Annotated in this window: 19 protein-coding genes and 1 riboswitch; of the genes, 7 read left to right on the top strand and 12 right to left on the bottom strand. The window is 53.4% G+C overall.

Annotated elements, in window-relative coordinates; translation table 11 throughout:
* Positions 1–27 precede the first annotated feature (27 nt).
* A complete protein-coding gene (locus BA6348_RS14920; RefSeq protein ID WP_007784978.1) occupies positions 28–1,104 on the bottom strand; it encodes an RNA-guided endonuclease InsQ/TnpB family protein in 1,077 nt (358 codons plus the stop codon).
* A 5-nt stretch (positions 1,105–1,109) separates the two neighbouring features.
* Positions 1,110–1,508 carry an IS200/IS605 family transposase gene (gene tnpA, locus BA6348_RS14915; RefSeq protein ID WP_129552201.1) on the bottom strand — a complete coding sequence of 133 codons (399 nt, stop codon included), beginning with the start codon at positions 1,506–1,508 and terminating at the stop codon, positions 1,110–1,112.
* Between the two features lie 628 nt (positions 1,509–2,136).
* Between tnpA and BA6348_RS14910 the strand changes: the two genes are divergently transcribed.
* A complete protein-coding gene (locus tag BA6348_RS14910) occupies positions 2,137–2,454 on the top strand; it encodes a DUF2992 family protein (RefSeq protein ID WP_026557227.1) in 318 nt (105 codons plus the stop codon).
* A 59-nt stretch (positions 2,455–2,513) separates the two neighbouring features.
* On the opposite strand, the gene BA6348_RS14905 is transcribed toward BA6348_RS14910, so the two are convergent.
* Complete coding sequence (locus tag BA6348_RS14905; protein WP_122952761.1) at positions 2,514–4,655, bottom strand: RCC1 domain-containing protein; 2,142 nt, start codon at positions 4,653–4,655, stop codon at positions 2,514–2,516.
* A gap of 411 nt (positions 4,656–5,066) precedes the next feature.
* On the opposite strand from BA6348_RS14905, the gene BA6348_RS14900 reads away from it, so the two are divergent.
* Positions 5,067–5,504: an SRPBCC family protein gene (locus BA6348_RS14900; RefSeq protein ID WP_051353884.1), complete on the top strand. Its 438-nt coding sequence runs from the start codon at positions 5,067–5,069 to the stop codon at positions 5,502–5,504.
* Between the two features lie 518 nt (positions 5,505–6,022).
* Here the strand turns inward: BA6348_RS14900 and BA6348_RS14895 are convergent.
* Together BA6348_RS14895 and BA6348_RS14890 are read right to left on the bottom strand one after the other, a co-directional pair.
* A complete protein-coding gene (locus tag BA6348_RS14895; RefSeq protein ID WP_122952760.1) occupies positions 6,023–7,618 on the bottom strand; it encodes a catalase in 1,596 nt (531 codons plus the stop codon).
* 63 nt (positions 7,619–7,681) lie between these two features.
* On the bottom strand, positions 7,682–8,449 hold the full coding sequence (locus BA6348_RS14890) for a 2-phosphosulfolactate phosphatase (RefSeq protein WP_122952759.1): 768 nt from the start codon (positions 8,447–8,449) through the stop codon (positions 7,682–7,684).
* A 126-nt stretch (positions 8,450–8,575) separates the two neighbouring features.
* On the opposite strand from BA6348_RS14890, the gene BA6348_RS14885 reads away from it, so the two are divergent.
* Complete coding sequence (locus BA6348_RS14885) at positions 8,576–9,016, top strand: hypothetical protein (RefSeq protein WP_005828682.1); 441 nt, start codon at positions 8,576–8,578, stop codon at positions 9,014–9,016.
* Positions 9,017–9,079: 63 nt separating this feature from the next.
* On the opposite strand, the gene BA6348_RS14880 is transcribed toward BA6348_RS14885, so the two are convergent.
* A complete protein-coding gene (locus tag BA6348_RS14880; protein WP_122952758.1) occupies positions 9,080–9,997 on the bottom strand; it encodes a phosphotransferase family protein in 918 nt (305 codons plus the stop codon).
* A gap of 99 nt (positions 9,998–10,096) precedes the next feature.
* Between BA6348_RS14880 and BA6348_RS14875 the strand changes: the two genes are divergently transcribed.
* A complete protein-coding gene (locus BA6348_RS14875; RefSeq protein ID WP_129552200.1) occupies positions 10,097–10,303 on the top strand; it encodes a hypothetical protein in 207 nt (68 codons plus the stop codon).
* A 26-nt stretch (positions 10,304–10,329) separates the two neighbouring features.
* Here BA6348_RS14875 and BA6348_RS14870 read toward each other — a convergent pair whose 3' ends face one another.
* On the bottom strand, positions 10,330–10,533 hold the full coding sequence (locus BA6348_RS14870; RefSeq protein ID WP_005828688.1) for a cold-shock protein: 204 nt from the start codon (positions 10,531–10,533) through the stop codon (positions 10,330–10,332).
* Positions 10,534–10,953: 420 nt separating this feature from the next.
* Between BA6348_RS14870 and BA6348_RS14865 the strand changes: the two genes are divergently transcribed.
* Both BA6348_RS14865 and BA6348_RS14860 read left to right on the top strand, forming a co-directional pair.
* Positions 10,954–11,298, top strand: a complete 345-nt coding sequence (locus BA6348_RS14865) for a rhodanese-like domain-containing protein (protein WP_005828690.1) — start codon at positions 10,954–10,956, stop codon at positions 11,296–11,298.
* An 84-nt stretch (positions 11,299–11,382) separates the two neighbouring features.
* Positions 11,383–11,538, top strand: a riboswitch (cyclic di-AMP (ydaO/yuaA leader).
* 8 nt (positions 11,539–11,546) lie between these two features.
* Positions 11,547–12,236, top strand: coding sequence for a CAP domain-containing protein (locus BA6348_RS14860; protein ID WP_122952757.1), 690 nt, complete (start codon positions 11,547–11,549; stop codon positions 12,234–12,236).
* Positions 12,237–12,306: 70 nt separating this feature from the next.
* On the opposite strand, the gene BA6348_RS26760 is transcribed toward BA6348_RS14860, so the two are convergent.
* From BA6348_RS26760 to def, 3 genes are all read right to left on the bottom strand, one after another.
* The gene (locus tag BA6348_RS26760) at positions 12,307–12,465 is read right to left on the bottom strand and encodes a hypothetical protein (protein WP_007782111.1); all 159 of its coding nucleotides are present in this window, start codon (positions 12,463–12,465) and stop codon (positions 12,307–12,309) included.
* A gap of 112 nt (positions 12,466–12,577) precedes the next feature.
* Positions 12,578–13,600 (bottom strand): hypothetical protein, encoded by a 1,023-nt coding sequence (locus tag BA6348_RS14855; RefSeq protein WP_005828695.1) that lies wholly within the window; start codon positions 13,598–13,600, stop codon positions 12,578–12,580.
* Positions 13,601–13,632: 32 nt separating this feature from the next.
* Positions 13,633–14,163, bottom strand: coding sequence for a peptide deformylase (gene def, locus BA6348_RS14850; protein ID WP_122952756.1), 531 nt, complete (start codon positions 14,161–14,163; stop codon positions 13,633–13,635).
* Positions 14,164–14,341: 178 nt separating this feature from the next.
* Between def and BA6348_RS14845 the strand changes: the two genes are divergently transcribed.
* A complete protein-coding gene (locus tag BA6348_RS14845; RefSeq protein ID WP_007782104.1) occupies positions 14,342–15,649 on the top strand; it encodes an aminotransferase class I/II-fold pyridoxal phosphate-dependent enzyme in 1,308 nt (435 codons plus the stop codon).
* A 123-nt stretch (positions 15,650–15,772) separates the two neighbouring features.
* Here BA6348_RS14845 and BA6348_RS14840 read toward each other — a convergent pair whose 3' ends face one another.
* Positions 15,773–16,672: a DMT family transporter gene (locus tag BA6348_RS14840; protein WP_025847840.1), complete on the bottom strand. Its 900-nt coding sequence runs from the start codon at positions 16,670–16,672 to the stop codon at positions 15,773–15,775.
* 145 nt (positions 16,673–16,817) lie between these two features.
* Positions 16,818–17,990, bottom strand: a complete 1,173-nt coding sequence (locus BA6348_RS14835) for an acyltransferase (protein ID WP_122952755.1) — start codon at positions 17,988–17,990, stop codon at positions 16,818–16,820.
* Positions 17,991–18,000 lie beyond the last annotated feature (10 nt).

Genomic DNA, 18,000 nt, shown 5'->3' with positions numbered 1-18,000 from the left:
CCCTCCTAAGACAGTGCATATAGCATCTTAGGCTGATTGACTGTTACCATCAATCACAGGTGCATATCGAATGTTCATAGCACCGACTAAATCACGATGTTTTTCGAATCCACATTTGCATTTATACTTACGGTCTTGTGCCTTATTCTTCTCAGAGCATTTAGGGCATGTCTGACTTGTGTATGCAGGATTCACATGCTCAACTCTAATACCAACTAAATTCGCTTTATATTCAATGAACTGAGATAGGCGATAAAATGACCAAGTATGCAGATTCTTTTCGTTTTTACGGCTTGTTCTTGCCGTCTGTCTAATATTCGCCAGTTGTTCCAAGCGAATGACAGAAATTTTATTGTCTTTTGCAAAATTTACGATAGCACGACTAACCTTATGGTCTTGGTCTTTCATCCAACGTTGTTCTTTATCTTTTGAACTACGAATCGCATTTACCTTTTTCTTTTTGCCTAATGCTTTGCGTTCAGAACGAAACTTACGCTTCATGTACTTATTTTGTCTGCCATTCCCAAAGAAACGTACCTTTTCATCATCTGTTACAGCAACGGCAGGAACTTTTAACCCCAAATCAACACCCATGACTTTTACTCCTGTTCCTTCCATAGTAGGTATGGTGACAGAAATTTGGGCAATCCATTTATTTGCTTTCTGTGTGATTCGAAGCGTACCTAATTTGTGTTTTAGCAAAGCAAAGTTACGGTTGTCTTTATCAACTAACAAAGCACGGATAGGTGTTTTAGTTACCTTGCCGTCAATCATAATCGGCATGGAAATGTGCGTGAAATCAAACGAGTAGTTTTGATTGTTCCAAATGCAGACAGGTTTCTTCAAAACAGGAACAGTAGTGAATTTGCTTTTCTTCGCTTTCTTAAACACACTTTTCGCGTCCTTGATAGCTTGATTTTTAACGGCACTTGGCAAAGAAGCAGAAATATCCTTACTCGACTTCTTTGTGCTTTTCTTTTCAGCAACCATTTCGGAAACGAGAGTATTGATAGTGGAGAGGTACGTTTGACTCATTTCACGCAAAATAGAAGCCTGTTCTTTTGTTGGAAGCAATTTCACTTTGACTGTGATGGTCTGCGACATGATTTTCACCCCCTTGTTTTCTGTTGTTCGACATATCGCTTTATCGTTTCACTTGATACATTTCCTGCGGTAGAAACGAAGTATGAGCGTGTCCACAAACTCGGCAAATGCCGAAGATGTGGAAACTCTTCACGCAATTTCTTAGAAGTCACTCCTTTCATTTTTGCCATCATATCCGCAGGGCTTAATGATGGGAGTGCGTTGAGAAACATATGCGTATGGTCTTTGTCGCATTCAAGAGCAACAATCACAATTTGCAGTTCCTCACACCCTTCATGTACCAACTCTTTGAAGCGTTGTTCTACATCTGCTTGCAGAAAAATCTTTCTTCTGTACCGAGGGCAGAACACAAAATGGTAGTTTAATAATGAAAGGGTTGTGCTTGTTCTTCTGTATTCGTTCATACACCTATTGTATCAGTTTTCTTTATATACTACAACATATGAACAACAAAAAAGAGTGGAATTTTCAAATACTTGAAGTACCACAAACCTTCGATTTATTCGTGGTACTCCGTATTTGACCTCACTCTCATCCCGCCCCTAAAGGGGGTGCTATCGCACCGTAGCGGGCTTTCTCGTTCGGAAAATCTGTAAAGAGATGCGGGGAGAATCATCGTTTTGCCCAATCGACGACTCGCTGCATGAATGGTGATCGCTCTTAAATAGGTGAGAAAAATGATCCATTCCACAAAACTCCTTTGCTACCTGAACCAAAAATTTTGGACTCATGCCGGGTTGTTATGTCTACACATTCGACATGATTCTACATTTTCCTCCCATGTTTATCCATAGGTTGCACAAGATTGTTACAATATTCCAAACAAGCTATGCTTGACCGTTTGGAGGCTCACCATCGGCTGCAGCGATGCGGATTTCGTACCCATCTGCCTCGGTTTCATCATGGCCGTCTACTTGCAGAAAATGCAGGGCCAGCCTCCGCTGCCTGCGGTCCGTGACCGTTCGTGACAATGGATAGCTGTTTTCCCGCATTGCGGCATTTTGCCAGCAAAGACACCATCCCCTATGATAGATGGCGGAGCCAAAAGACGGCGAAGTGCTCGATTTTGTCCTGCATCGGCTGTTGCCTGGACTGGACAATCGGAAAGCGTCCGTGGAAGTGCAAGAAGCCGTTCCGACCAAAGTCAATCCGAAGCGGCTGGCCCGTCAAGTTGCCAAAGAGTTGCGCACAAAAGGCCCCTCGACCTATGCCCAGGAAGCGATCAAGCTGGAATGGGAAACGCGCAAGGCCGAAAAAAAGGTGGCCGGGCGCAAGCAAAAGCTCGAACGCCTGGAGCAAAAATGGCAGCGAAAAGTGCAAAAGGCAAAAGAAAAGCACAGGGGCAAATAATCTCCCCTGCGCGCGACGCTCACGCCCCACAATCCGGGCGTGAGTTTTTTCCTATTAGGTTATGGTTTCGCTTTGGTCTGGACCAGTTGCGGCTGAAGCGAGCTTTTTTCAAACGGGTTATAGCCGAGGACGACTACTTTGTCATCTTCCGTGACGATGACATGATAGTGCGATCCGGGTCCCTCGATGGCGTAGTCGTACGTGGACGCTACCAGGCGGACAGGGCGAGGAATCTGTTTTTTCACAAGCGGACTCCAGTCTTTTTCATACAATTGCCCGTCCTTCGTGATGCGCAGCCGGCCGCTGGCAAAGGCGATCCCTTCCTCCGCTTCCCCTGCCACGCTGACTTGCGCGATGTTCCATTCGTCTTTGTGGCGGTCCAGTTGAAATTGCAGCTCGCGGACCGCGCCCGCATCGGATAAAGCCCATACGGAAAGCGGGTCGGCCGTGTAGCGTACAAAATATTGCGGAGCCAGCTCCCGCACGCCTTTTACGCCAGGTACGCTTTGAAACGAGGGCTGCCTGGCAGTTTGCTCGGCGTACAGCACCTCGCCCTCTTTGGTTGTGGCGAAAAACAGGTAAGCGTTGGCGTACAGCTTGGCAATGCGCGCTGCCACGGCCGGGTCGATCTGCGCAGCTTCCATCTCGCCGACCGTGATGTTGGCGGGCACGTAGACGCCGTTTTTCTCGACCAGCTCATGGCGCAGTTCTACGGCGAACAGGCCGTCATCCGCCAGGCGCAGCAGCAGTCGTTCTTCCCCAGCGACCACATCTTTGACAGTGCCCGGCAGCGCCAACGTCTGGCACGTGCCGAACTGATCGGTCCAAAGCTGTACATGGCCCGCCGTATCCAGCGTGACTGCCGCATTCAACACGCTGTCAATCGTCTGGACATTTTTCGGCCCTGCCACCTGGTAAGGCTGCCGCTGCTCGTCGATCCCCCAAACCGTGCCGTCCTTGCGCACAAAATAAGGCTGGCCAAGTCCGGTTGCGATTTGCCTTACGTCCTTCAGCTCGCCGATCTCGGTCCACTCCGTGAAAAGGCGCGGCATTCTGCCCAACTGGCCTGTCATATTGCTTCCCCAGGAAAAGACGTGGCCGGATTTTTGCAAGGCGAGGATGTGATCGGTGCCTGCCTGCACATCGACAATATCGGTCAGGTCGGCAATCCGGACAGGCAGCTCGACCCGATCCGGGTACTGCTCGCCGAGCATCCCCAGCGTGTTGTGGCCCCAGCCCCAGAGCGTGCCGTCCTTTTTGCTGAACAGGTACAGCCCGTCTCCGCCAACCGCCATCTTGACTGCCTCCTCGGCTTCGCGCGGCGCCCGCGTCCACGTTTTCTCCTTCGCATTAAAGAGGTAAACCTCGTCATTTGCGGTCTGGATCATAGCCCGATCCGAATAATCGAGCGCGATTTGCTTCACCGCTCCAGGTACATCCACGACATGGGTAAGCTCGGCTTTCAGCTCCTGTCGCTTTCCGTCCAAATAAAACAGCTTGCCGCTTTCCTCTTGCAAAAACAGGGAGAAGGCCGAGCCGTAGAGCGCGCTGACTTTGGCAAACGACCCCAATCGCCGCGGCTGTCGCTCTCCCTGCTTGAGCGTCCACACGGTCCCGTCGTCTTTTAACAGGGCAAGTATCTCTTCGTTTCCGATTAGCTCGCGGATCGAGCGGATGTGATCGAGCCCCGCGATTTTTTCCGGCTGCGCCTGCTCACCCAGCCGCCATACCTCACCCGCATTCGTCAGAGCGTAGCCCCATGTGACCTCCTTGACGTTCTCGATGCCTGCGAGCTTTTGCGGAAAATCCAGCCACTGGCCTGCCTGCACGCCCCAGCGCCACGCGTTACCTGCCTGGTCGATCGCATAGGAAATGCCCGGACGCCAGCCGTACCCGGCTTCATCGAAAATAACGCCCGTGGCAATTTTCCGGATGCCGGACAGAGGCGAGGCGGAAGCTTCATCGAGGGACGCCAGGGAGTTTGCAGCAGGCTTCTTTTGCCCGGCTTTTTGCTCGTCCTCCCCGCACGCTTTCATCGGCACCTGCCTTGCTTTTTCCGCTGCTGTTTTACTGCCAATAGCCTGTTTTTGCGCAGGAGCTGTTTGCGCAGATAGCTGTTGCGCTTGCACGCTTCCTGAGACTGCGAGCACCAACGCCAAACTGCTGCACAGCCATGCTTTTGCGTGATTGCCGTTCCACATTGCCCGTTCCACCACCACTATTGGGATTTAGAGGAAAATCAACTGGTTAGACGTGCGGTGGCGGCAAAAGTTACCTTTTTCCAACACAAGTTTTTGAAAAGTTTTCTCTTGCACAGATTGTGGGAAATTTCCATTTATGATAGAATCGAATCAGAACATTTGTTCGGTTTTTAAAGCTAGGTAATAGAGAGAATTTCAAGGCGTGCGCCGAATCTACCATGCACTTCCTGTTCTGTGAAAATAAAGCATCAGACTGGGGAAATTAAGTTGTAGACTGAAAAATAACATAGAGTAGACTCAGGTGGCGGCGCTCAACTAACGGGCAGGAGCAGCATCCTTAGCCTGGAACAAGCATTTCGACGCACTGGAATTTCCCCTCAAGTCCATGACCAAAAAGGAGGAACAATGAACATGACCGCATCTGCACCGGAGTTCACCATCGTCCGCACCCTGAATGCCCGCCGCGAGCTCGTATGGCGCGCCTGGACCGAGAAGAACGATCTCGCCGCCTGGCTCCCTTCAACGCCGCTAGAGTCTATCTCCTTCGACGTCCGCGAAGGCGGACGCTACCGCTATACTATGGTCAATAAGCAGACCGGCCAGGAGTATCACACCGGGGGTGTGTTCCTTGACGTCATTCCTTTCGAACGGCTCGTCTTCACCTGGGGTTCCCCCGATGATCCCGTCGAGGGCACCCCTGTCGTGACCCTGACCCTTACCGCACAGGGCGAGCGCACCGAGATGATCTTCCACCTGCGCGGATTCGCTGGTCACCCCGGCGATCAGTATGTGTACGACGGTTGGTCTGGTACGCTCGACAATCTGGCGACGCACCTGCGCGACCAGTAAAAGTAGACGGCAGCAAGAACTAAAGAAGCAGCCTTCACGGCCTCCCGCAAGTTACGATTCTGCTAACAGATTGCCGCGCAGCGCTGGAAAGAACCATTGCTTTTTTCGTTCAACCTTGCCATTGAACAACCGAAAACCGCTCGCTCAAAAAACAGCGGCAGTCTCAGCCTTTATTTTTGAGTCCTAGTCCGCCGCTGTTTCTTTTACGCGGTCAATCTACCACTTTTTTATAGCGACTGCTGATTTTACTATTCAAAAACCGCACAGGTTCAATAACTTTAGTCTAATCCTATATTTTCCTGTGGCACTTCCACCATCATGCGAAAGGCTACGAGAATGAGCTTGAAAGCGGAACCGTTCGAATAACGGAAAAAGGGCGACTGTGCAAGCAGCCTTTTTGCTTCCTCGCGCAAAAGGGTACGGCAGGAGAGGGAAAAAGCCAACCCCTTTGCAGCCAATCGGCACACGCAAAGGGGTCAGGCGCTGTTTTCTGGCTCTGATGGCCTTTATTCAAGCGATCAATACGGCTCCGCCGGATGTCCATCCTGTTCGGCCTGACGCACGCCAGCGCCGGGATTGGTCGCTCCCATCGGTCCGCCGTGGCCGTTGTCCCGGTTCCGGCGACCTTGCTCGATTCCTTGCTTCACCCGGGAGCCGTACTCTTCGTCGCACTGGAAAAAGTAATCGAGCATCTTCTCCTGGATGCGCCGGTCACAGGACAGGAGAGCATCGGTCAAATTGGCGATCAGGTCGTCTTTTTCCCAGTCTTCCATGAGCCGGTACCGTTCGCCAGCCTGTTTGAAATCGTTGGTGCGGTCGATTTTTTGCCGGACGATCTTGCCCGCGACCTCTGGTTGATGGTCGGGAGCGGACTGTTTGGCCTCGTGCAAACCGCCGATCGTGGACGGCTCGTAGTTGATGTGCGGCTGCTTGCGGTCGACGCGGTACAGCATCTGCCCGCCTTCCTGGTTGGTGGCGACGTGCTTTTTCGGCGCGTTGATCGGCAACTGCAAATAGTTGGCTCCCACCCGATAGCGCTGCGTGTCGGAATAGGAAAACGTTCTGCCTTGCAGCAGCTTGTCGTCCGAGAAGTCCAGGCCGTCGACGAGCACGCCTGTGCCAAACGCGACCTGTTCTACTTCGGCAAAGTAGTTTTCCGGATTTTTGTTCAACACCATTTTTCCAACAGGCAAAAACGGAAATTGCTCCTCCGGCCACAGCTTCGTCGGATCAAGCGGATCAAAATCAAGCTCGGGATGCTCGTCATCGCTCATGATTTGCACGCACAGCTCCCATTCCGGATAGTCTCCCCGTTCGATCGCTTCGTACAGGTCCTGTGTCGCGTGATTGAAGTTTTTCCCCTGAATTTCCTCGGCTTCTTTTTGCGTCAAGTTTTTGATCCCTTGCGCAAGCGGCTGCCAATGGTACTTGACCAGCACCGCTTCGCCCTTTTGATTCACCCATTTGTACGTATTGACGCCGGATCCTTGCATCTGCCGGTAGTTCGCCGGGATGCCCCACGGGGAGAACAGAAACGTAATCATGTGCATCGCTTCAGGCGTATTGGAAATGAAGTCAAAAATGCGTTCGACGTCCTGAATGTTCGTCACCGGGTCTGGCTTGAACGCGTGGACGAGATCAGGAAACTTCATCGCATCGCGAATGAAGAAGACTTTCAGATTGTTCCCTACCAGATCCCAGTTCCCGTCCTCCGTGTAAAACTTCACGGCAAAGCCGCGCGGATCGCGCAAAGTCTCAGGCGAGTGCGTGCCGTGAATGACGGTCGAAAAACGGACGAACACAGGCGTTTTTTTGCCGCGCTCCGCAAACAGCTTCGCTCTCGTGTACTTCGCAACCGGCTCATCCCCGACCGTTCCGTACGCCTCGAAGTATCCGTGTGCGCCTGCGCCACGCCCGTGCACGACCCGCTCCGGTATTCGCTCACGGTCGAAATGCGTAATTTTTTCCAGAAAATCATAGTTTTCCAGAACGGTAGGACCGCGATTGCCTACTGTGCGCATATTTTGGTTGTCTGTGATCGGATGGCCCTGCCGATTGGTCAGCAGCTCTTCCTCGGTTGACCTGCCCTGTGTGCTGTTCTTCGATTCTTCCATGTTCATCCTCCCTGTCCAGTTTCTCACTCGATCATGAGAAATGGTTTCCGAAAAAGGGAGTCTTTATGCGAAAAAGCCCGGCGCTGAACCGAGAGCAGAAGAAGCGGCAACGTACCCGCCGTCTTTTCCCAGTAGCGGAACGGTCTGGCTGCGGTTCCATTCGGCTGCGATCTGAACATCCTGCGGATATCCTTTTGCGGCAAGCTCGCGTCCAGAGCCGCTTTCCGCGAGGACGGCAGCAAGCTGCTCGTTGGCCGCCCGGAATGCGGCGACCGCCATTTGCGCTTCGCAGGAGAGCTGGTAGCCGCTTAATCCGTCGAGGATCGCGCCTGCGGCCAGCATGTCTTCGATGGCAGGACGCAGGGCGCCGTTGGGCCATCTTTCTCCGCAGGCGATCACGCTCACGGTTCCTTTGTGCGCGTTGATGAAGCGAGCTACCGCCGCTGCATTTCGCAAGCAGCCTGCGACGACCACGGCTCCGCTTTGCTGCGCCAGCACAGTGCAGGTCGAACCGTTGGGGGAAGGCAGGACGAGTTTGCTCCCGGCTGGAATCGTCGCGAGACACGCCGGAGAGAGCGACACTGGCTCTCCGCGTTTCCCGGCGAGCAGTGCTCCTTTTTCCCGCGCGTAAAGCGCTGCCGTCTCGTCTCGCATGCGGTACGGATAGACGATCCCACCGCGCCCGCACACGACATCCACACAGGTGCAAAACGACAGCACATCTATCATGACGACGATGTCTGACTGGGGCGCCAACTGTTCTACCCCTTCATATCCCCATTCAAACCGCGCCGTATAGTCTAGCTGTTTAAATATGGAAGCTTCGCTCATCCATTCCACCGCTTTCTATCAGAAATGGTTACTTGTCCCCTTACGTTCGCCGTTACAAAAGGAGACAAGACTTAATATTGTAGTATTGTCCCATTAGTTAAACAACAAGAAATGGAGTGATCTGGGATGTCTGAAATGGAGTTTGAAAGCACCAGCGACCGAGGGGGTGGAAGACCAAGGAGAACAACTGTTTACACGACTGGCATTCTGCAAAACAACCTGAACACGGCTCTTACCGCTCACATCGACTTGGTCAACCTCAATGACGAGCCAGTGGAGGTGCGTGTGCAAGTGCTGAACTGGGGCACAGCGGTCACACAAACCAATCCGGTAGGTTCACTGCTCGACGTCACACAAACGCTCGCCGCAAACACACGGGTTGCGCTGAACGCGACTGTCGTTGCAACGAACCACTACGAAGTGCGCCTGACTGTCGGCCGCAACGGCAACCGTGAAAATGTCCTTCTGACCACGTATGGCCGTACTTCTATCGGCGGCGGTCAAGTCAACGGCCTGTCTGTTCTGCCTAGCCAACTGCTCACCATAGAAGTCGATGGCTGCCTGTAATTCTCGCTTTCCCTGTAAAAAGAACTATGGCTCTAATTCCATAGTTCTTTTTTCTTTTTCGATTCAGCTATACCAGGACGGGATGCGTCTTTCAAACGCGTCGTGCTCCTCGACAATCGTCTGGATCCGCTTCATCATGTCCGGCAGCAGCGCGGGGACAGTCCGCTCTGTCCAGATGATCGAGGAGAAAATGGCCATCGCCGTGTACACGTTGTACAGCGTCCAGAAAGAGTCGGGAATTTCCTGCCCGTTCCAATAGCCCGCCAGTTGGCCGTTGCAAAACGGAACACTCACCTCTTTGCTGAAAAAGGCGAGCTTGACGAACTCATGCACCGGGTCGCCCCAGTCGTAGCGGTTGAAGTCGATCACGCCTGCGTAGCTGCGGTCGCGGACGATCAAGTTTCCGACGTGAAAATCGTCGTGCAAAAAGCAGTTCGGCCGCCCAGCCAGCAGGGGCAAGTGCCGGTCAATGAATGCGAGAATGCGCTCGCCGTCTTTGAACGCGGAAGCAGAGGCAGCGTAGGCTGCTGCATACATGCGATGCTTTTGCACACAGCGCTCTGCCCATGGCGATGTCGACGCGGGAGCCGCGAGCTGGTGCATGGCGGCCAAATCCCGTCCCGCCAAAAAGCCGACCTGCTGTTGCTCGCTGTCCGTGAAGGTCGGCAGTGCGTCCCGCGCATCCTCTCCTTCGATGTAAGAGACGAGCATGTAGCAAATGCCCCATTCTTTTCGCACGCCAAAATCGAGCGGCCTGGAAGCTTTGATCGGCAGAGGCTGCAACGCCTGCAACCGCGCATACTCCTGCTCTTTTTGCCCGGCTTGCTCGTAGCTGGCTACCCGCAAGACAGCAGGGCCTCCTGCTGCCAACTCGACGCGATATTTCCGGTCTGCCGAATGCCCTTTTTTGATTTCCTCCACGCTCCCCGCCTGTTGCAAAAGCGGAACCGTTTTTTGCAGCGACACCAGCCAGTCTTCCATTTCGTTCACTCTCCTCCCGGTCTGTGATAAAAAGCAGCATGCTCGATTATACGACAGCCGTGGCAGCAATTGGTAGAAAAAAACGCCGGGAAGCTCGATTTGCTTTTTGCGTGTACAGACGAAATCTTGCCGAAGTTGATGGCGCAGCTCGCAGCGACGGGCGAGAACGCGGCCTTTCAGTTTGGCGACCCGGTTCCGCCTTCGTTCATCGGGCTGTTCGGCCACATCCAGGCGCACGCCGACTTTTACCGGGTGATGCTCGTCAAACACCGTGATCTTGCGAGAAAAAAAGAAACTGCCCGCTGACGGACAGTTTCTTTTATAAAGGAGACTTACAGTTTTACTACGTTCTCAGCTTGAGGACCGCGGTTGCCTGTTACGATGTTGAACTCAACGCGCTGGCCTTCTTCCAAAGTTTTGAAGCCGTCGCCTTGGATTGCGCTGTAGTGTACGAATACGTCGTCTCCGCCTTCTACTTGAATGAAGCCGTAACCTTTTTCTGCGTTAAACCATTTTACTGTTCCGTTCGCTTGCATGAGAAAACCTCCAAAAGTCAATTTGAATATGCTAGTCATATTTACCGAAGCAAATAAAGCTCACATATCATGAAGAAATACCCCAGAGCGAGATCGCGATACGCCTTCATGATATGTGAAGTTGATCTACTTCGCTAAAATGAAAGTGTCATAGGACGGAACTGCCATGTTAAAACCAAAACTTTTTGAAAACCTAAAACGACGAAAGCCCTTCCTCTCTTCCATCCTTGCGGCTCCGATGACCGCGCCAGTGTGAATCGGGATTTCAAAAACGTTATCCATCAGCATACACCTCGAAGATTTAGGCTCAAGTATTCAAGTAGCATTATCATTTTACCATAACCAGACCGTAAAAATCAACCATTTACTACTACTCTATCAGAAAGGCAACTGCTACAATAGGCTCGGGAGGGATTGCGAATGCAAAAAAACATCTGGACGAAACAGGAAGTAATCGAGTTGCTGGAAAAACAGACACCTGTACTCATCCTTGACGTCCGCGACGAGGCAAAATTCCGGAACGGAACGCTCACCAGCGAATTGGCCGCAACCAAAAACGTTCCCTATGTGCACATGCTCGAACGTGACAAGCCCTTAGATGAAGAAACAGAATCCGTGGCGCGAAAAGCACAGGTCATCACGGTCTGTACGTCGGGCAACAAAGCGCAAAAAGCGGCTGCTCTGCTGCGCGAGCACGGATACGAGGCAAAAGCGCTGCTCGGCGGACTGACAGCGTGGAACGAGCCGGAGAGCGAGGGCGAATAAGCCCAGTAGCGCCAGCGTTTCCAGCGGTTTGGCAGATATTACTTCTTTATTTCGGGTGGGATAGTCTGATATTCTGGGTCATGCCAAACCAATAAGCCGAAGCTTCCTCACGAATGGAAGTGCGGGGGATCTTTTTGTGGGTCACGCATCCACTAAGGGGTGAATCGCTCGAAGGAGCGTAGGGTTGTTTCCTCAATCCGAATCCGACAACTAACCTCGTAGGCCAAAAAAAGGAGACGATGTTGAATATGAAACGTTTTGGAGCTACTGCCATCGCGATGACTCTGGGATTGGGCTTGGCTTTGACCGGCTTTACCCCATCTGCATCTGCTGCAGCCAATTGCCCGGTACCAACTGGCATACAATACCAAATCCAGTATCAATGGATTCCATATATGGGTCAGCTTCCATTTGCACCTAGCGCACAGCCACAACAGCCTGCCGCGCCAGTAAATCAGGCGCCTGTACAAAAGCAGCCCGTACAAAAGCCGGTGCAACAAGCGCCACAAGCACCAGCAAAGCCAGTACAGAACGTCACAAAGCCGGCTGCTCCGGCGAACCAGGCACAGGCTGGCGACTTTGCCAAGCAGGTTGCTGATCTGGTCAACCAGGAACGCGCCAAAGCAGGTCTGGCGCCTGTAACGATGGATGCTGCCCTGTCCAAAGTCGCTCTGGCGAAAGCAGCCGATATGTCGAACAACAACTACTTTGACCACACCAGCCCAACGTACGGTTCTCCGTTTGACATGATGAAGCAATTCGGCATTTCCTACATGACCGCAGGCGAGAACATCGCCATGGGTCAACGCAGTCCGCAAGAAGTGATGACGCAGTGGATGAACAGCGAAGGCCACCGCAAAAACATCATGAACCCGGCCTTCACCAAAATCGGTGTCGGCTACACCAACGGTTACTGGGTTCAGGAATTTATCGGCTAAGAACGTCTTTCCCTGTACACGAAAGCCGGGTACTCTTTTTCCAAAGAGGCCCGGCTTTTTTCGTGTGGAGCTATCCTTGCTCCGTATTTGCCGCGTTTTTCGCTTTGGGGGTGCAGCCGCAGCCTTCCTGCTCGTCAAACAGAGCGACTTCCTTCTGGTTCATCTTCTGCTTCGTTGGATAGGCAGAAACTTGCTGCAGTTCGGCATTGACATCAGACGATTGATTCATCCGTATGGCCCCCTCGCCGCTATTTGTTCGTGGTACGTCCCTAGTATGCGCGAAAAACAAACCGGGTCATTCCTGCCGATCGCTGGAAAGCGGCGCAAGGAAGCTGCCGCTGTCAGACAGCGCCGTGTCTACTCATGATATGTTCCAGGTCTTTCAGTGCTGCCGCCGCCGCTGCTGCCGGGTCCGACTTCCCGCCCACGACCATCAGTTCGCCCATGACGTCTGTTTCCACGCGGATCGCTTTCGTCGTCCCTTTTACTTGGGCAAAAGGATGCATCGCATCGACTGCGACAAGCTCAACCGCTGCCGCTACGCCGTCTGCTGTCGGCCGGATCGTGCCGATCAGCTTCGGCACCCGTCCGGCGCGTTTCCACTCGGCGATTTGGGCGGGAGACAGGTCGCGAACGCTCGCCCGCGGGATATCGGAGAGCTTCAGCCTGGCGTCGAACACGGCGTTGGCCAAAATCGCGATTTTCGAGGCCGTATCCCAGCCGTCGATGTCGTAGGTCGGGTCCGGCTCGGCGATGCCCATTTGCTGCGCCCGGCGAATCGCTTCCTCGCTCGTGACGCCTTCCTCCATGACGCTTGTCAAGACAAAGTTGGTCGTTCCGGTAAAAATGCCTTCCACATGCTTGATTTCACAGCCCGCGAGATTGTAGCTGAACAGGTCGATCGTCGGCAGGGCGGCCGCTGTTGCGCCGCTGATTTTTAACTGCACGCCTTTTGCTTTCGCCAGGGCAGACAAGCCGGCGTAGTCGACGACGAGCGCGCCTTTGGACACGGCGATCGCGTGCATGCCGCCTGCAAGCGCCTGACGGATGTAGCGAAGCCCTGGCCCCCCTGTCCGGGCATCAGACGGGCCTGCCTCGATCAGCACGTCCGCTGCTACGGTCGACAGCCACTTTTCTGCCTTCCATGCCGGATGAGCGGGCTGCTTGGACTGCGTCAACGACTCAATCTGTTCGTTTGCAAGCCCTTCAGGATCGTAGAGCGCACAAGCCGACCTGGCGACCCCCACCAGCCGGACGTCTGCCTGGTACAGCTTGCGGTACCTGTCCTGGCGCTGCGCAAGAAGCCGCGCAATCTGCTTGCCTACTGTTCCGAATCCTGTCAGTACGATGTTCCAACGCTTCATTTGTCATTCTCCTTGCTGTCGCCAAACGGTTTCTATGCTTTGCGGTACGTCTCTCTTCTGTAGGCCAAAATGGCGTTGGCTTCCTTTTGCCTGAGCGGCTTTCCGGTTTTGGCAGAGTACAGAGCTTCGACGTGGTCGATGAACAAAACGCCTTCGAGATGGTCGATTTCATGCTGCACGCAGCGGGCGAGAAAATCTTCCGCTTCCAGCACGGTCGGCTCGCCCCTGCGGTTTTGCGACTTCACTTTGACGTAGCGCGAGCGGCTGACAATTCCGACGACGCCGGGGATGGACAGGCAAGCCTCCGGGCCAACCTGCACGCCGCTCATTTCCACAATTTCGGGGTTAATCAGCTCGATCAGGCCGCTGCCGCAGTCAATGACAATCAGCCGCAGCGGTACGCCGATCTGTACGGCCGACAGTCCGGCCCGTCCTTTTTTCGCGTAAAGCGTCTGCTTCATGTCTTCCGCGATCATTTCTGTATGAGGAGTCATGGATGAAATTCGTCGTGACCTTTCGCGCAAAAACGGATCGCCAAGTCGTACGATCGTCCGTTCTGCCATCGTACAATCCCCCCTGCCCCTATATGTGCTTACACCGTAGCAAAGCTTTTCGTTCCTTGTCAAAGGAATCCGTGCAAAAATCTGAAAAATCCCCGCCTGCTAGATGACAAATGCATGTAGATGCGCTATCTTTATTGATGATGATAAACAGATGTTCCAAAGGAAGAGGGAGGCTACCATGCATTCACTGGCATCACAGCTGAATGACACGATTCAGCGGGAAAATCCACACGTTTTTGACATGCTGTCCAACATCGGCAAGCTGATTTACTTTCCAAAAGAGGGCATCCTGAGCCAATCGGCTGAAGCGAAAGCAAAAGCGAAAAAATACAACGCCACCATCGGCATCGCGCTGGAAAACGGACAACCTATGCATCTGAAGGTGATTCAAGACAACCTGTCTGCCTTCCAGCCAAAAGATTTGTATGAGTACGCTCCTCCTGCCGGAAAGCCTGAGTTGCGCGCAGCATGGCGGCAAAAAATGATCGAGGAACAACCTGCTCTGGCAAACTATTCCTTCAGCAACCCGATCGTCACCAACGCTCTGACGCACGGGCTCAGCATCGTGGCCGACCTGTTCGCAGACAGCGGAGACAGCGTGATTATCCCGGACAAGAACTGGGAAAACTACGAGCTGACCTTCTCCATCCGCCGTGGTGCCGAAATGGTCTACTATCCATTGTATAACGACGAAATGAAATTTAATGCCACCGGATTGCGCGATGCGATCCTGGCGCAAAAAGATAAAGGAAAGGCGATTGTCGTCCTGAACTTCCCGAACAACCCGACAGGCTATACGCCCGGCGCAGAGGAAGGCCGTCAAATCGTCGCAGCTCTCAAGGAAGGCGCAGAAGCTGGCATCAACATCGTAGCGGTGACAGACGATGCGTACTTTGGCCTGTTCTTTGAAGACTCCCTGCACGAGTCGCTTTTCCCAAGCCTCTACAACGTGCATCCGCGCATTCTTCCTGTAAAAGTCGACGGAGCGACCAAGGAAGAGTACGTGTGGGGCTTCCGCGTGGGCTTCATCACATACGCCGCTCCTTCCAGCGACCTTTTGGCCGCCCTGGAACAAAAGACGTTGGGCATCATCCGCGCCACGATCTCCAGCGGAGCGCACCCATCGCAAACGTTCGTCCTGCACGCCCTCACCTCTCCGGAGTTCAAGGCGCAGAAGCAGGAGAAGTACGAAATCATGAAAGGCCGCGCCAACCGCGTGAAGCAGTTGCTCGACAGCGGAAAATACGACGACGCGTGGAGCTACTATCCGTTCAACTCCGGCTACTTCATGTGCCTCAAGCTGAAAACCGTCGATGCGGAAACACTCCGCCAGCATCTCCTGGATCAATACGGCGTAGGCACAATCGCCCTCGGCCAAACCGATCTGCGCATCGCCTTCTCTTGCATCGAGGAAGGCAACATCGACGACTTGTTCGATTTGATCTACAACGGCGTCAAGGATTTGGAAAAAGCCTTGGCTAAATAAAGAGGTTGGAGTAATAAAAAAGCGTTTTGGCCCGGAAGCCAAAGCGCTTTTTTTGCTATGGGCAAGCTGCCGCTTCTTGTTTCCAAAGAGGACGACCAGCCCGGCAGGTTCATGGCGATGCGATTACCGTTCCAGCGTTGTGCCTTTTTGCCTTGTCTGCTGCGTGCCGACGAAAATGGAGGCAAGCACGAGCAGCATGCCGATGCCATGCAGCCAGGTGAACGCTTCGTTTAAAAACAGCACGGCGACGAGTGCCGCGCTGATCGGCATCATCCCGGTAAACAAGCCGGCCTTGGACGCCTCGACCTTGGCGACTCCGTTGTACCAGAAAAAGAACGACAGGACGCTGGCCGTCACGGCATAGTAGACGAGCAGCCACCAAATATGGGCGGGAACCAGTCCCCAGTCAAAGCGGATGCCCTCCCAGACGGCAAACGGCAAAAACATGGCGAAGCTGATGACATTGATCGCAGCCGTCATTTGAAACGGCGTGATTTTGCCCGACAGCCGCTTGGCGAAAATGGTGAACAGCGCTTCGCTCACGACTGCCAAAAAGACGAGCAGGTTGCCGAGCATGCTCGCCAGCGTCTGTGCCCCTGCTCCGCCCGTAAACGTAATCAGGGCGATGCCGCATACCGAGAGAATGATCGCCACGACATTGTTCACCTGAAGCTTTTCCTTCAAAAGCCAGAAGGAAAAAAGAGCGATGCAGGCCGGGACGGTGCTGGTAATGATCCCTGCTGCCGTCGCGGTAGTCCATCGGACACCGTACAACATGCAAATACTGAACAGAAACACGCCGAAAAACGACTGCCAGAACAGGACGCTTCCCTCTTCCTTTTTCCACGATGTCTTCCACTCGCCGCGCAAAGCCAGCAGCGGCAGCAAAATGACCATCGCGAGCAAAAAGCGCAGCTCGGAAAACAAAAAGACAGGGACGTGCGAAACGATTTCCTTTCCGATGGAAATGTTCATGCCTACCAATGCCATTGATAGGGCCAACTGAATGTAGGCGAACAGCAAGCGTTATCTTTTCCTCCCTTCGTGCTCCTACTCTTTTCCATTCGCCCTGCCCCAATTCCTTTTACTGTGAAAAAATGTCGCGCTTTTTTCAGGCTAATGGCTGCAACTGCTGCCTGCGATCCGCCAAACGTTTTCTCTCTTTCGGCTACCCGGCGTTTTGCAGTTGCTTTTGCACAGGCTCGCTCGCCCGTTTTTTCTCGGCTGCGCCCACGAGCAAGGCGCCAAATGGCAGTTTGCCCAACCCGTACGACAGCAAAAACGAGCCGGCCGCACAGATGGCAAAAACGACCAGGCTGCCGATGATCCCGGTGTGAAACAGGCCAATCGCGCGCAGCCCCTTCATCAAGTAGGTGAGGATCAATGCGTGCATCAAATACGCGCCGTACGAATACTTTCCGACAAGCCCGAGCCAGTGCGTCCAAGCCGCTTTCTTTTTCCCGAGCCAGAGCGCCAGGCCGTACACGCCCAAGAGCGAAGCGACGGTGTACAAAAACATGGACGGCTTCAAGGAGGTCGCGACATTCAAATTGATAGTGCCGCTGTTAGAGTCGCGGAACAGCTCGTAGCCAATCCAGGCGTACAGCAGGCAAAACGCCGCCGCGATCAGCGGCCAGCGCTTGCGCAGACTGTCCCTGAAAGCCGGCAGGGCCACGGCAGCCACACCGCCGAGCAAAAAGTAAAAGAAGTAGTAGAAGCTGTTGCGATCGCGGTACTTGATAAAGTACGCTTCCAGCCAGCCCTCGGCAAATTCGCCAGGGTGCGCCGGAATATAGCGGGCGGAAAACCACATCAAGCCCGCATACACGCCCCCGGCAACCGCTCCGACCGCAAGAAGGCGGAGGCGGCCCGTGACCAGGCGATGCAAAAATTGAAACAGCTTTTGCCACAGCGGATAGAGCAAATAAAACTGGAAGATCATCACGACAAACCACAAGTGATAGGACGCAGTTCCCGTCACGAGCTTTTTGGCGATTGTCCACAAAAAGGCGCTGCCCTCGCCCAGCGGCTTCGTCTGCACAGCCAGGTAGATGGCCGACCAAATCCCGTACGGCACCAAAATTTCCGTTACCCGCTTGCGCATGAAAGAAAAGTAGTTGACTTTTTCGTAATAGTTGTAAAACAAGACCAGTCCGGTAATAAAAATAAATGCCGGAACGGCGAATTTTAGCAGATGAAACAACATTCCATATACGATAGCCGCTTGCTCGCTCAACCCTTTTTCCCTGATAAAGACGCCGATCACATGCTGATAGACGACCGCGAGAAAGGCAAAGGCGCGAATGAGGTCAAGCTCTGCTATTCGTTCTTTTCGGCCCATAGAAACTACC

It is taken from the genome of Brevibacillus agri (assembly GCF_004117055.1).
Lineage (GTDB): Bacteria > Bacillota > Bacilli > Brevibacillales > Brevibacillaceae > Brevibacillus > Brevibacillus agri.
This window is presented reverse-complemented; position numbering and strand designations above follow the sequence as displayed.

Excerpts from the sequence above, each read along its gene's own strand:
- BA6348_RS14920 (WP_007784978.1), bottom strand. The coding sequence starts at position 1,104 with ATGTCGCAGACCATCACAGTCAAAGTGAAATTGCTTCCAACAAAAGAA.
- tnpA (WP_129552201.1), bottom strand. The coding sequence starts at position 1,508 with ATGAACGAATACAGAAGAACAAGCACAACCCTTTCATTATTAAACTAC.
- BA6348_RS14910 (WP_026557227.1), top strand. The coding sequence starts at position 2,137 with ATGGCGGAGCCAAAAGACGGCGAAGTGCTCGATTTTGTCCTGCATCGG.
- BA6348_RS14905 (WP_122952761.1), bottom strand. The coding sequence starts at position 4,655 with ATGTGGAACGGCAATCACGCAAAAGCATGGCTGTGCAGCAGTTTGGCG.
- BA6348_RS14900 (WP_051353884.1), top strand. The coding sequence starts at position 5,067 with ATGACCGCATCTGCACCGGAGTTCACCATCGTCCGCACCCTGAATGCC.
- BA6348_RS14895 (WP_122952760.1), bottom strand. The coding sequence starts at position 7,618 with ATGGAAGAATCGAAGAACAGCACACAGGGCAGGTCAACCGAGGAAGAG.
- BA6348_RS14890 (WP_122952759.1), bottom strand. The coding sequence starts at position 8,449 with ATGAGCGAAGCTTCCATATTTAAACAGCTAGACTATACGGCGCGGTTT.
- BA6348_RS14885 (WP_005828682.1), top strand. The coding sequence starts at position 8,576 with ATGTCTGAAATGGAGTTTGAAAGCACCAGCGACCGAGGGGGTGGAAGA.
- BA6348_RS14880 (WP_122952758.1), bottom strand. The coding sequence starts at position 9,997 with ATGGAAGACTGGCTGGTGTCGCTGCAAAAAACGGTTCCGCTTTTGCAA.
- BA6348_RS14870 (WP_005828688.1), bottom strand. The coding sequence starts at position 10,533 with ATGCAAGCGAACGGAACAGTAAAATGGTTTAACGCAGAAAAAGGTTAC.
- BA6348_RS14865 (WP_005828690.1), top strand. The coding sequence starts at position 10,954 with ATGCAAAAAAACATCTGGACGAAACAGGAAGTAATCGAGTTGCTGGAA.
- BA6348_RS14860 (WP_122952757.1), top strand. The coding sequence starts at position 11,547 with ATGAAACGTTTTGGAGCTACTGCCATCGCGATGACTCTGGGATTGGGC.
- BA6348_RS26760 (WP_007782111.1), bottom strand. The coding sequence starts at position 12,465 with ATGAATCAATCGTCTGATGTCAATGCCGAACTGCAGCAAGTTTCTGCC.
- BA6348_RS14855 (WP_005828695.1), bottom strand. The coding sequence starts at position 13,600 with ATGAAGCGTTGGAACATCGTACTGACAGGATTCGGAACAGTAGGCAAG.
- def (WP_122952756.1), bottom strand. The coding sequence starts at position 14,163 with ATGGCAGAACGGACGATCGTACGACTTGGCGATCCGTTTTTGCGCGAA.
- BA6348_RS14845 (WP_007782104.1), top strand. The coding sequence starts at position 14,342 with ATGCATTCACTGGCATCACAGCTGAATGACACGATTCAGCGGGAAAAT.
- BA6348_RS14835 (WP_122952755.1), bottom strand. The coding sequence starts at position 17,990 with ATGGGCCGAAAAGAACGAATAGCAGAGCTTGACCTCATTCGCGCCTTT.